Raw genomic sequence first — 12,054 nt, 5'->3', positions numbered from 1 at the left:
GGGGAAGTCTATCGGCAATATGTACAGCAATGCTGTACAGCCTTGCTGTACTGTTCCGAACATGCGAATCACCAAGTTCGGACACGCCTGCGTACGCATCGAGCACGGCGGCACCACCGTCGTCGTCGACCCCGGGATGTTCACCGACCCCGCCGCCATGGCCGGGGCCGACGCCGTCCTGATCACCCACGAGCACATGGACCACTTCGAGGAGTCCCGGCTGCGCGCCGCGCTGGAGGCCGACCCGGCACTGCGGGTGTGGACCAACAGTGCCGTAGCCGCCCAGCTGGAGGGCGTCGGGCAGCGGGTCACCGCGGTCGGCGAGGGCGACGCCTTCGAGGTCGGCGGGATCGCTGTCTCGGCGCACGGCGAGTGGCACGCCGAGATCCACCCGGACATTCCGCTGGTGAAGAACGTCGGTTTCCTCTTCGACGGCCGGGTCTTCCACCCCGGCGACTCCTTCACCCTGCCGCCGCACGCCGTGGACACCCTGCTGCTGCCGCTCACGGCGCCGTGGAGCAAGATCTCCGAGACGGTCGACTACCTCCGCGAGGCGCGGCCGCGCCAAGCCGTGCCGGTGCACGAGGCGGTGCTCAGCCCGATCGGGCTCTCCGTGTACACCCGGCTGGCCGGGCCGGAGGGGTTGGGCGCCGGCATCGGGCTGAACGTGCTCGGCGAGGGCGAGGGCATCGAGCTGGACTGACCGGTCCCGGTGGCGGTGGTGGCGGCGGTGGCGGTGGCGGTGCATCGGGAGCCGGGCTCACGCTTCCGGTGCCGCGCCGGTAGCCTGACGCCATGCTGAAGATCGGACTGACGGGCGGCATCGGCGCGGGCAAGAGCGAGGTGTCCCGGCTGTTCGCCGCGCGCGGCGCGGTGATCGTGGACTCCGACGTGATCGCCCGCGAGGTGGTCGCCCCCGGGACGGACGGTCTGGCGGCCGTGATCGCCGAGTTCGGCCCGCAGGTGCTGCGGGAGGACGGCACGCTGGACCGCCCGGCCCTCGGGGCGATCGTCTTCGCCGACCCGGAGCGGCTGAAGGCGCTGAACGCGATCGTCCACCCGCTGGTGCGCGCCCGCTCCGCCGAACTGGAGGCGGCGGCCGCGCCGGACGCGGTCGTGGTGCACGACGTGCCGCTGCTCGCCGAGAACGGGCTGGCGCCGCTGTTCGACCTGGTCGTGGTCGTCGACGCGGCCGACGAGGTGCGGCTGGAGCGGCTGGTCCGGCTGCGCGGGATGGCCGAGGAGGAGGCCCGCTCCCGGATGGCCGCACAGGCCACGCGGGCGGACCGGTTGGCGATCGCGGACCTGGTGATCGACAACGGGGGGCCGCTGGAGGCGCTCACGGCGCGGGTCGACGAGGTGTGGGCCGAGCTGGCCGAGCGGGCCGCGGCCTGAGACGGACGTTCGTGTGAGACGGTCGTTCGTGAGACGGTCGTCCGTTTCGGACGTACGTGCGCCCCAGGCGGCCAGGCGTCTCGGGTGGACGCACGTTCGTCTCGGGTAATCGTTCACGAGGCGGCGGCGCTCTTGGGACGCACGTCCGTTTCAGACGGACGTGCGTCCCAATCGGGGGCGCGCTTTGGTCAGACGTGCGTCTCAGACGGTGCTGAGCGGCAGCCGGGCCCGGACGGCGAAGCCGCCCTCGGGCGTCGGGCCGGCGTCCAGGGTGCCGCCGAGGTCGTCGGCACGGGTGCGCATCCCGTCCAGGCCGCGACCGCCGGAGGGCAGACTGGAGCCCGTGCCGTCCGCGCCGGTTCCGCCCGCGCCGGTTCCGTCCGCACCGCTTCCGTCCGCGCCGGTGGGGGAGTTGACCACCGCCAGGCGCAGCCCGTCCGGTGCGACCTCGACCGTGACGGCCACCTCGGCCGCCGGGGCGTGCTTGTGGGCGTTGGTCAGCGCCTCCTGCACGATCCGGTACGCCGCGTACTGCACCGCCGGTCCGGGTGCGGGCAGGCCGTCGTCCGGTCCGGTGAGGGTCAGGCCCACCGCCAGTCCGGCCTGCCGGGACTCCTCGACCAGGGTGGGCAGGCCGCGCAGTGAGGGTGCCTGGTCGGAGGCCGGGGTCAGCACCCCGAGCAGGCCGCGCAGTTCGGTGAGCGCCTGGAGGCCGAGCGTGCGGATCAGGCCGAGGGTCTCCCGTACGGCGGCCGGGTCGTCCGCCTGCGCGACCTGGCCGGCGCCGGCGTGCAGGGTGATCAGCGAGACCCGGTTGGACACCACGTCGTGCATCTCCCGGGCGAGCCGGGCGCGTTCGGCGACCACGGCGCGCTCCTCGGCGTGGGTCCGGGCCTCCAGCAGCAGCCGGTTGCGCTCGGCGAGCACGCTCACGGTACGGGCGCGCTGGTGGGCGGTCAGACCGAGGGCGAGCGGGACGGCGCCGAAGACCAGCGGGTCCTCGATCAGATTGGCCAGTGCGGAGGGGGTGCTGACGTCCCCGAGGTCGAAGGGGACGAACAGCCGCAGCTCGGCCAGCACGGCCAGGACGTACAGCGGCACGGTCGGGCCGCGCCGTGCGGCCAGTCCGTGCAGCGCCACCGCGAGCGGGAGTTGACCGCTGATCAGGGCGGCCGCGACGACCGCCGTCGGGTGGCGGCGGCGGAAGGCGAGGGCGAGGGCGCCGAGGGCCATCAGCCCCGCGTTGACCTGTGGCGAGGTGGTCGGGCCGAAGTCCGGGTCGTGTGCGGCGAGCGGGACGAGCACCAGCAGCACCACGGCGGTCGGCACGAGGGTCCGGACCGGGCGGGGCAGGCTCAGCAGCGGACCGGGCAGCGGTGCGGTGAGGTCGGCGGCCTGCTGGTCGGTGGGCTGGCGCATGAGGGGCATGTTTCCATACCGGGGCGGCACCGGGATGATCTTCGGATCGGCTGGCCGATCGGCTGGTCCGGGAGGGACTGGATCAGGACGCGCGGGGAAGGGGGGATGCGTGATGAATGATCGTTTCTCTGATGCGCGGGTCTCCGGCGAGCCGGATCCCGAGGTGCGGCTCTCCCCCCGGCCGCCCGTGGTCGAGCGGCTCTCGCAGTACAGCCGGGTCGAACAGCGGGAGATCCTCGGCCCCGGCGACGACCCGTACGGAGTCGCCTACACCGGGCTGAGATTCCGCTCCAAGGAGACCCACTTCGGCGTCCGGGCCGCCGACGGCCGGCTGATCGCGCACACCGGGCTGCTGCCGGTCCCGCTCACCGTCGGGGGTACCGACCTGGAGGCGATCGGTGTCGGCGGGGTCTGCGTCGCCCCCGACCGGCGCGGCGCCGGCCTCGCGCACACCGTGGTCGGGGCCGCGCTCGACCACGGGCGCACGAGCGGCTTCCGGTACGCGCTGCTGTTCTGCCGCCCGCCGCTGGCCGCGTTCTACCGGGGGCTCGGCTTCCGGGAGGTGGCCGAGGAGGTGACGGTCGAACAGCCGGAGGGCCGACTCGCGCTGATGCCGCTGCGCACCATGTGGCGGTCGCTGGCGGAGGGCGCGTCCTGGCCGGAGGGGCCGGTGCGGCTGCGGTCGCTGCCGATGTGAGGCGGCGGGGGCGTCGGGGCGGCAGGGGGTTCGGGGGTTCCGGGGGTTCGGGGGTTCGGGCCTATTCGGGCCAGGGGGAGCCGAGGATCGTCTCGGCGAAGTCGGTCCGGACGAAGTCCGGGTCGAAGTGGGCCAGGACGTCCGCCTTGACGTTGCCGAAGGCGGTCTGCGGCTTCGGCGAGACGCCCGCGTGGAAGGCCCGCAGGATGCCGTGCTTGAAGTCCGGGCGGGGGTGGGCCGCGACCACCGCGTCCCGGGCCGCCGGGTCGAGCTCCGCGTACCCGATGCCGAGCACGTCCAGCTCCACCCCGGCCGTGGTCAGCGCGATCTCCGGCTCCATGAACTCCGGGATCCCGGGCGTCGTGTGCAGCGCGATCGCCTCCCACACCAGGCGCACCCGGTGCGCGTCCACCCCGTGCCCGCGCAGGAACGCGGCCGCCGCCTCCGCGCCGTCCACCTCGAACCGCCGGCCGGAGGCGTGGTGCTCCGGGCCCAGCCCGAGGTCGTGGAACATCGCGGCCAGGTAGAGCAGTTCGGGGTCGAAGTCGAGGCCCCGGCGTTCGCCCTGGAGGGCGCCGAAGAGGTAGACCCGGCGGGAGTGGTGGTAGAGCAGCTCGGTGGTGGCCCCGCGGACCAGTTCGGTGGCCTCGGTGGCGAGCCTGCTGTCGGGGATCCGCACCCCGGCGATGTCGGTGGTCATGAGGTGGCCTCCAGGGTGGGGGTGGTGGTGTCCGCGTGGGCGACGGCGGCCGCGGCCAGGGCGCGGATCATCGGGTGGGCCCGGGTGCCGTCGCCGGACAGCTCGGGCTGGAACAGCGAGGCGAGGAAGAACGGGTGCTCCGGCAGCTCCAGGATGCGGACCTCGCCGGACTCGTCCGTGCCGCTGAACCGCAGCCCGTGGGCGCGCAGCCGGTCCAGGTGGGCGGAGTTGAGGCCGTAGGAGCAGTGGTAGCGCTCCAGCGTGCGGGTGGCGCCGAGGGTGCGCTCGGCCAGGGTGCCGGGGGCGATCACGATGGTGCCCTCGTGGCCGACCAGCGAGCAGGCGAGCGGGATGATCACCTGCTCCTCCTGCCGCCGGTCCGGGTCCGCCTCGCCGTGGACGGCCGCGGTGATGCCGCAGACGTTGCGGGCGTACTCCAGCACCGCGTGCTGGAACCCGGCGCAGGTGCCGAGGAAGGGGATGCCGCGCTCGCGGGCGGTCCGGACGGCGGCCAGGGCGCCGGCCTCGCTGCGGTACGGGCTGCCGGGCAGGAGCCAGACGGCGTCGAAGCCGTCCAGCGCACCGGGCGCTCCGGCGTCCCCGGTGGGGATCCAGTAGGCGTCCAGGACCAGCTGGTCGCGCTCGGCGAGGACGTCCAGCAGGCCGGGGATGCGGGCGTGCGAGCGAACGGCGGGGGAGCGGTCGCCGACCAGGGCGACCCTCGGGGTCAGGTAGGTCATGCCGCTATCCTGACCCCGAACCCGAGATCAGCGCCAACGATGATTTCTTACATCTCGATCAGATCGGTTGATGACTGCCGTGGATCCCCAGCAGCTGCGCACCTTCGTCACCGTCGCCCGCCTGGCCTCCTTCTCCGAGGCCGCCCGGGAGCTCGGCTACACCCAGTCCGCGGTCTCCCAGCAGATCGCCTCGCTGGAGGCCGACCTGGGGGCGGCCCTGCTGGTGCGCCGACCGGTCGGCCCCACCGAGGCCGGGCGGCGGCTGCTGGAGCACGCCGCGCCGCTGCTGGTCCGAATGGAGGCGGCGCGTGCCGACGTCGCGCGCCTGGTCGGCGCCTCGAACGCCCGGCTGGTGCTCGGGGCCACCCCGCTGGCGATCGGGGCGACCCTGGGGCGCGCGCTCGGCGAGGTGCGCCGGGTGTACCCGAGCGTGGAACCGGTCGTCCGGGTGCTCGCACAGGACGTGCTGCCCGCCCAGGTCGCCACCGGGGAGGTCGACCTCGCGCTGATCGACGGCCTCGCCGCACCCAGCGACCCGCTGCCGCTGCCCGACGTCGGCCCGCTGACCACCGTCGCGGTGGACGAACAGCCGGTCGCGGTCGCCCTCCCCGTCGGACACCCGCTGGCCGGCCGTACCGGGGTCGCGCTCGCCGACCTGTCGGCCGCCCGCTGGCTGGACGCGCCCGACCTCACCCCGACCGCGGCCCGGCTGCGCGCGGCCACCGGCGTCGACGGCTTCCGGCCGGCGGTCCGCTACCGGGGCACCGACGTGCGCGGACTGCTCGCCCTGGTCGCCACCGGCCACGGGCTCGCCCTGCTGCCCGAACCGGTGCTGGCCGGGGCGCCCGACGTCGCCCGCGCGCCGATCACCGAACCCCGGCTGGTGCACCGCACCGAACTCGTCCACGGCAGCCTCCCGGAGGGCCCGGCGGCGCTGCTGGCGCGGTTGCTGGACATGTGATGCCCCGCCGGATGTGGAGGGATGGTCGCCACTCGTTCACGTCCTGGGCCTGACGGTGGCCGCGCGGACGGTGCTGTCATGGGCACAGTCGCCCGGCGTCCGGCCGGGCCGGCCCAGGAGAGCGCCACCATGATGCTCCGTCAGCGTCTCACCGTCGTCGCCGCGACGGCCGTCCTCGCGGCCGCCGGGCTCGCCACCGGCACGGCCCAGGCCTCCGCCCCGGCGAAGTCCGCACCCGTCAGGTCCGGCTCGCTCGCGGCGAGTTGTTCGCAGGCGTACCTGCCGCTGCCCGACCCGTCCTGCACCCCCGGCGCGTACAACCCGGACGTCACGCAGGCCACCATCGGCCAGACCATCTGCGTCTCCGGCTGGACCGCCACCGTGCGCCCGCCGACCAGCTACACCAACGCGCTGAAGACGCAGCAGATAGCGCAGTACGGCTACGCCGACACCAACCTGTCGGACTACGAGGAGGACCACTTCGTCCCGCTGGAGCTCGGCGGCGCGCCGCGCGACCCGCGCAACCTGTGGCCCGAGCCGCGCTACGGCAACCAGCCGGCGCAGAGCAAGGACTCGGTCGAGACCAAGCTCAAGAACGCGGTGTGCGGCGGCAGGGTCAGCCTCGACGCGGCCCGCAGCGCGATCGCCAGCGACTGGACCACGGCGCTCAGCCGCCTGGGGCTGTGACCGCCTGACCGCCTGAGGTGCGCCGCCCGGTCCGTCCGGTCCCCTGTGCCGGACGGGCCGGGCGGCCGTCTGTGGTGGTGAACGCCTACCGGTACGGCCCGCAGGCGCTCAGCGCGCCGGGGTGGTGGTGGACTCGGTCGACTGACGAGCGTTCAAGTGCCCCGTCCCGGCGCTCGACATGACTGTTCCCTTTCCCCCGTGGCGTGCCGCCGTCCGGCCTCCCGACCCCTGTGATCAAGGGGCTGGTCAGCGGCGTTTGCGTCGACGGCGGTCGAAATTTATGCCACGGCGGCGCCGGGAGCAAAGCGGGATTTCGCTGCGGGAACGCGCGGACCCGGCAGTTGCAGCGCTCCGGTGGCGAAGATGTGTGCGGGTGGGTCGGGGGCCATGTGTGAACCGGGGTGACCACCGCAGGCGCGACGCGAGCACCGAAGCGCCGCTCCGATCGCCGGATCTCCGTTGCGGGCAACGGGACTGTCAGTGGATCACCGAGTTCGCCTCGGCAACTCCGCGTGCTGGGCGACAAAGCCCCGGCAATTGTCTACGCCAAGGATTTCCCGCAGCGACCCAAGCGCCGACCCGGGCCATCTGACCTGCGGCGTCGCCGCACCCTGCATCCCCGGCGGCGGCATCGGCGGCCGTCGGGGATGCGGGGCCACGTGTGACCAGTGGTTGGAGGGAACTGACACCTGTCGGCCACCGCGCCTATAGTGCGTGTTCGACGCGGCGTTCGAGTTGGGGACTCGGGGCCAAAAAGCTTCTGTCAGGGGGGACTTGATGGTTGATCTTGATTTTGAGCGGCGAATGAATCCATGGCTCTTCGACGGTGCCGGGAACCTGACGGAGGCGGCGAAGAAGCAGTTCCCCGACCTCGCGGCTGCGGCCTCCGGGACTGCGGCACCTGCCTACGCGCCGAGCGCGCAGTCGGCCGGACCGACCGTAACGGTGAGCGTGGAGGCGCTGACCCGGGCGGCGACCAATGTCGACACCCTGAAGACGAAGTTCACGCAAGCGTGCAAGCAGCCCTCGGCTCACGCGTCCGCGGCTGAGGGCCTCCCGGCCGGCTGGGCGCTGAGGGCGGCGATAGCCACCGCGAACAGCGTGTGGACCGATCAGGTCAAGGCGCTGGAGGGCGCGATCGGGCAGCTGGCCGAGGCCCTGCGTACCAACGCGGGTAACTATGCACGTGCGGAGCACGCGAACGCGCAGAACTTCGGGATGAGCTGAGTCGGGAATGAACTTCGAAGAGCTGAGGCACGCCCAGATATCGAGCCTCGACACCCTGGCCGGTGATTACGAGGCCATGGTCAGGAACTGGGGGTTCTCCACGGAACTGACCGGGGACGTGATCACCCCTCTGCAAGGGTCCGGTTGGAGCGGGCAGGCGGCCGAAGCGGCAGCGCAGAGCATCACGAACATCCGCAATGAGATCGACGCGGCCTTCGAGGAGGCCAGCGGCATCGCGAAGGCGCTGCGGGACGCTCACACGGAGATCGCCGGGGCCCGGTCCGACCTGGAAGCGGCGATCCGGTCGGCCGCCGACCAGAAGATGACGGTGGACAGCGGCGGTTCCGTCCACTGGCCCGCGGCGACCGGGCCGGAGAAGAACGATCCGGAGTACGCGACGTCCATCGCAACAAGGCAACGGCCGTTGCGAATGCGATCGCGAAGGCACTGTCCCGCGCGAACGAGGCGGACGCCGCGGCCGCGACCGCCCTCGCGGCGGACACCGGCAGCGACCGGACCGTGTTCAACAAGAAGCCCCTGGGAGGGGCGGCGGAGCAGGAGGCGAAGCAGGCTGTCGACCTGATGAGGCTCGGGGACAAGGCGAGCCCGACGCAGATCCAGCAACTCGAAGCGTTGCTGAAGGCGCACTCCGGCGACCGCGGCTTCGCGACGGCCTTCTACACCTCGCTCGGCCCGGAAGGGTTCCTGAAGGCGTACGGATCGATGGCCGAGTACAGCGGCTATTACGGCAGTGAGGCGACGAAGAAGGTCCTCACCGAGGTGCAGGCGGACCTCGGTCTCACCCTCGCCACGGCGACGAACGGGGACAAGCAGCCGCACCTGACGGAGGAATGGCAGGCGGGGCTGCGCAAGGCCGGTGCCACCCAGTACCGGCTGCTCCCCGAGCAGTTGCAGGGCGGAAACCCCTACGGGTACCAGATCCTCTCCAACATCCTTCGAACCGGCACGTACGACCCGCACTTCCTCAATCCGATCGTCGAGCACATGACCCAGCTCAGCGCGGAGAACCCGGGGCGCTGGGAGGACGCCGTCAGCAAGGGCGGTGTTCCGATCGTGGAGGCGTTCTTCCTCGGCAAGGACGGGTCGGGCATGAATCCGTTGTCGGGAGCTCTGGAAGGGCTCGGTCACAGCCCTGCGGCGGCGACGAAGTTCTTCCACGACCCGGCGACCGTCTACAACGAGGACGGCACGGTGAAGGCCACCGGCCAGCCGAACACCTACCTGAAGCAACTGACCGGCGCCGGGGTCAACTCCATCCTCCAGGACTTCCAGCCGGACCACGGCCCGCACTTCACGGCCGCGCCGCAGGAAGCGCTCGCACTCGGCCATGCGCTGGAAGCGGCCACGACCGGGAGGCCGTACGACACGACAGACGGTCCGATGCCCCCGCACACACCGGAGATGAGCGCGGTGATGAAGGAGGTGACCGACCGGTTCGGGAACACGGACGGGCCGGGGCTGCTGAAGAAGGGCGGGCTGTTCGAGAACATGGACTCCAGTTTCGGGCACATGGTGGCCTCGTACATGGGCGACGTTCAGACGGCGGTCGACCACAACAACCACGCCCTGCCGCTCAACGGAGCCGCGGCGAACCTGGACCAGGGGGCCACGCAGAAGCTGCTCGGAGCCCTCGGCCGCAACCCGGACGCCTACGGCACGATCGCGCAGGCGCAGCACGCCTACACCACGGCCTACCTCCAGGACATCATGTCGCACAAGGACAGGTACGGAGAGTTGTTCGGCGAAGCCATCACGAACGCCTCACGTCCGGGGGGCGAGGTGGCCGGGATCCTGACGGCTGTTGCGACGGACGAGGTCTACAACCAGAAGCAGCAGGAAATGGCCGCGTACAACGACAGCGTCGACAAGAAGGTCGGGTGGGCCAAGCAGGTGTGGACGGCCACTGCGGGCAAGGCATTCGGGGAGATCCCCGGTGCTGACAAGCTTCTGGCCTTCCCCACCGACAGCATTTTCGAGAACATCGCGAAGGGGTATCACATCGATACGTATGCGACTGACTTTGCGGCGGACTCCTACAACAGCGGGCGGAATGCTGCGGCGGGCGCGGCAGAGACGGCGATCAAGGATGCAGCCACTGGCAAGGGGCTGGATCCGGTCTACCTGGAGACGCTCGCCACCACAGCTGCCAATGGAACGAAACAGGGATTGGCGGACGGGGTCGTTCTGACGAGGGCGATCAATGCCTGAGACACCGGCTGGGACCTTCGATGCCGATGCGGGGGCTCGAAGGGGCTGGCGACCGCGGCGCCGTGCGGTGCTGGCGATGGTGCTGGCGGTGGTCGTCGGAGTGGCTGGTGGATTGTGGTGGTGGGAGTCGAGGGATCCCTTGACGTTGCCCGCGAGTGCCTGCTGGTCGCTGGTGGACCGCAGCGATCTCCGGGCGCTGGCGGGAGACGAGGGAGGGACGTTCACCGTATGGCACACGACTGGCGGCTACGACGACGATGGGTCGCGGTTCACGCCGGGTGTGAGGCACCAGACGTGCGGTGTCAAGGGGAACCAGCGTGTTCTGTTGACGATCGATGTCTGGGGAATGACTGAGGTCTTCTTTCACGGCGAGTACGAGCTGGGGCACAGGCCGGCGAGAGCGGACCCGGAGCGGCAGTTGGACCTGGGCCCTGACCTCAAGACATGGGTGGCCGGTGGTGCGGTTCGCTTGGCCTTCCGGTGCGACAACCTGGTCACCAGGGAGCAGGGCGTCGTCGCCCTGGAGATCTGGGTGCAGGAGGACGGCCGGATCTCCGGCGTCAAGAGCGCAGCGGCTCAGCAGGCCCGGCTGGACATCGCGTTGAGAGTCGCGAAGAAGTCGGCTGAATGGTCGCTCCCGTGCCTGAACAAGGTCACGTTCCCGGACCGGGCGACGGCACCTCCGCTCTAGGCGTGGGTGCCCGGGACGCCGAGTTGGGCGGCGAGCCAGGGGAGGGCCTGGGTGAAGGTCGCCGCGCCGGTCTGCCAGGTGTGCTTGCCGGAGCCGACCGCGTCGGTGGTGCGGATGCCGTCCTTCCTGGCGGCCGTCTCCAGGGCCTTGGCGGACTCGATCTGGCTGTGCTCCTCGTCGCCCTGGCCGAAGTAGCCGGAGACGCCCTGGTACTTGGGGTGGTGGGCGAGGACGGTCAGCGGGTCGTGGGCGGCCCAGGCCGCGGCGTCGCCGCCGTACAGCTCCTGGACGGTGTGGTCCTTGTCGCCGATGAACGGACCCTTGTCGCCGGAGAAGTCGCCGAAGTGGGTGAAGACGTTGGGATGTTCGACGACCAGGTCGAAGGCGCAGGTGCCGCCCATCGACCAGCCGGCCACGCCCCACTTGTGCGGGTCGGTGGCGGCGTTGAAGGTCTTCTGGACGAACGGCGGGACGTCCTTGAGCAGGTGGCTCTCGGAGTTGCCGTGCGGGCCGTCCACGCACTCGGTGTCCACCCGGAATCCGCCGGTGGCGTCCACGAACACCAGGATCGGCGCGAAGCCGTTGTGCTTGGCGGCGAACTCGTCGGCGGTCCTGACGGCGTTCCCGGAGCGGATCCAGTTGTCCGGCGCCGCGAACTCGCCGCCGATCATCTCCAGCACCGGCAGCTTGGGCCGGGTCTGGCTGCGGAACCAGGCCGGCGGCAGGTAGACCAGTTCCTGGCGGTGGGCGAAGCCGCTCGCGGTGTCCGGTATGTCGACCTGGACGATGCGGCCGGTCTTGGTCTTGCCGTGGATCCCGGCCAGGTCGGGCACGGTGATCTGGTCCGGCAGCGGCTGCCCTCCGAGCTCGCCGATCGCGTCGTCCAGCGTCGGGTAGTAGCCGGTGGCGACGTTGACGCTGTTCGCGACGCAGAACAGCGCCAGCACCACGGTCGGCGCCACCAGAGCCCGCCGCCACCACCGGGCCCCGCGCCACCCGAAGCCGAGCACGCTCAGCGCCGCGATCGCCACCCCGCTCCACAGCCACACCCCGAACGGGATCGGATCCGTGATCCCGGCCAGCGCGAGCACGGCGACGGCGGCGACCACGGTGATCGCCAGCGCCGAACCGAGCGCGATGGGCCCCCACTTGAGCCGCCACTTCCGGTCCCGCCAGCCCACCGCGGTCACGAACAGGGCGAGGGCGGCGGCCTGGACCGTCCAGGGGAACCAGCCGTCGAGCAGGGAGACGTTCATGCGCGGAGGCTAGGGGCGACGGATGAGAGGGGGCTGAGAGTCTGGGCAGCAA

At 71.6% G+C, this 12,054-nt stretch carries 13 protein-coding genes; 9 read left to right on the top strand and 4 right to left on the bottom strand.

Features of this window, described 5'->3' with window-relative positions; genetic code table 11:
- Nucleotides 1–61: 61 nt before the first annotated feature.
- Nucleotides 62–703 carry an MBL fold metallo-hydrolase gene (locus tag RZ50_RS11600; RefSeq protein WP_196951521.1) on the top strand — a complete coding sequence of 214 codons (642 nt, stop codon included), beginning with the start codon at nt 62–64 and terminating at the stop codon, nt 701–703.
- 92 nt (nt 704–795) lie between these two features.
- Nucleotides 796–1,395, top strand: a complete 600-nt coding sequence (gene coaE / locus RZ50_RS11595) for a dephospho-CoA kinase (protein ID WP_196951520.1) — start codon at nt 796–798, stop codon at nt 1,393–1,395.
- Nucleotides 1,396–1,596: 201 nt separating this feature from the next.
- Here the strand turns inward: coaE and RZ50_RS11590 are convergent, their stop codons facing one another.
- The gene (locus tag RZ50_RS11590) at nt 1,597–2,814 is read right to left on the bottom strand and encodes a sensor histidine kinase (RefSeq protein ID WP_196951519.1); all 1,218 of its coding nucleotides are present in this window, start codon (nt 2,812–2,814) and stop codon (nt 1,597–1,599) included.
- A gap of 112 nt (nt 2,815–2,926) precedes the next feature.
- On the opposite strand from RZ50_RS11590, the gene RZ50_RS11585 reads away from it, so the two are divergent.
- Nucleotides 2,927–3,511 carry a GNAT family N-acetyltransferase gene (locus tag RZ50_RS11585; protein WP_196951518.1) on the top strand — a complete coding sequence of 195 codons (585 nt, stop codon included), beginning with the start codon at nt 2,927–2,929 and terminating at the stop codon, nt 3,509–3,511.
- 61 nt (nt 3,512–3,572) lie between these two features.
- Here the strand turns inward: RZ50_RS11585 and RZ50_RS11580 are convergent, their stop codons facing one another.
- Complete coding sequence (locus RZ50_RS11580; protein WP_196951517.1) at nt 3,573–4,211, bottom strand: HD domain-containing protein; 639 nt, start codon at nt 4,209–4,211, stop codon at nt 3,573–3,575.
- Nucleotides 4,208–4,951, bottom strand: coding sequence for a hypothetical protein (locus RZ50_RS11575; protein WP_196951516.1), 744 nt, complete (start codon nt 4,949–4,951; stop codon nt 4,208–4,210). The genes RZ50_RS11580 and RZ50_RS11575 overlap by 4 nt, the downstream gene beginning before the upstream one ends.
- Before the next feature lie 70 nt (nt 4,952–5,021).
- On the opposite strand from RZ50_RS11575, the gene RZ50_RS11570 reads away from it, so the two are divergent.
- The 6 genes from RZ50_RS11570 to RZ50_RS11545 all read left to right on the top strand — a co-directional run bounded on the left by RZ50_RS11570 (nt 5,022) and on the right by RZ50_RS11545 (nt 10,746).
- Nucleotides 5,022–5,912: a LysR family transcriptional regulator gene (locus tag RZ50_RS11570; RefSeq protein ID WP_196951515.1), complete on the top strand. Its 891-nt coding sequence runs from the start codon at nt 5,022–5,024 to the stop codon at nt 5,910–5,912.
- 78 nt (nt 5,913–5,990) lie between these two features.
- Complete coding sequence (locus RZ50_RS11565; protein ID WP_254802452.1) at nt 5,991–6,599, top strand: hypothetical protein; 609 nt, start codon at nt 5,991–5,993, stop codon at nt 6,597–6,599.
- Nucleotides 6,600–7,376: 777 nt separating this feature from the next.
- A complete protein-coding gene (locus tag RZ50_RS11560) occupies nt 7,377–7,826 on the top strand; it encodes a WXG100 family type VII secretion target (protein WP_196951514.1) in 450 nt (149 codons plus the stop codon).
- A 7-nt stretch (nt 7,827–7,833) separates the two neighbouring features.
- Nucleotides 7,834–8,409 carry a hypothetical protein gene (locus tag RZ50_RS11555; protein WP_196951513.1) on the top strand — a complete coding sequence of 192 codons (576 nt, stop codon included), beginning with the start codon at nt 7,834–7,836 and terminating at the stop codon, nt 8,407–8,409.
- On the top strand, nt 8,346–10,055 hold the full coding sequence (locus RZ50_RS11550; RefSeq protein ID WP_196951512.1) for a hypothetical protein: 1,710 nt from the start codon (nt 8,346–8,348) through the stop codon (nt 10,053–10,055). Before RZ50_RS11555 ends, RZ50_RS11550 begins: the two co-directional genes overlap by 64 nt.
- 76 nt (nt 10,056–10,131) lie before the next feature.
- Entirely contained in the window at nt 10,132–10,746 is a 615-nt protein-coding gene (locus RZ50_RS11545; protein WP_196951511.1) for a hypothetical protein, read from the top strand.
- On the opposite strand, the gene RZ50_RS11540 is transcribed toward RZ50_RS11545, so the two are convergent.
- Nucleotides 10,743–12,002: an alpha/beta hydrolase family protein gene (locus tag RZ50_RS11540; protein WP_196951510.1), complete on the bottom strand. Its 1,260-nt coding sequence runs from the start codon at nt 12,000–12,002 to the stop codon at nt 10,743–10,745. The genes RZ50_RS11545 and RZ50_RS11540 overlap by 4 nt on opposite strands.
- Nucleotides 12,003–12,054: the final 52 nt, after the last annotated feature.

The sequence above is a fragment of the Kitasatospora sp. SUK 42 genome, from assembly GCF_015776785.2.
Lineage (GTDB): Bacteria > Actinomycetota > Actinomycetes > Streptomycetales > Streptomycetaceae > Kitasatospora.
The sequence above is the reverse complement of the archived record's forward strand: the minus strand, read 5'-3'. Positions and strand labels throughout refer to the sequence as shown.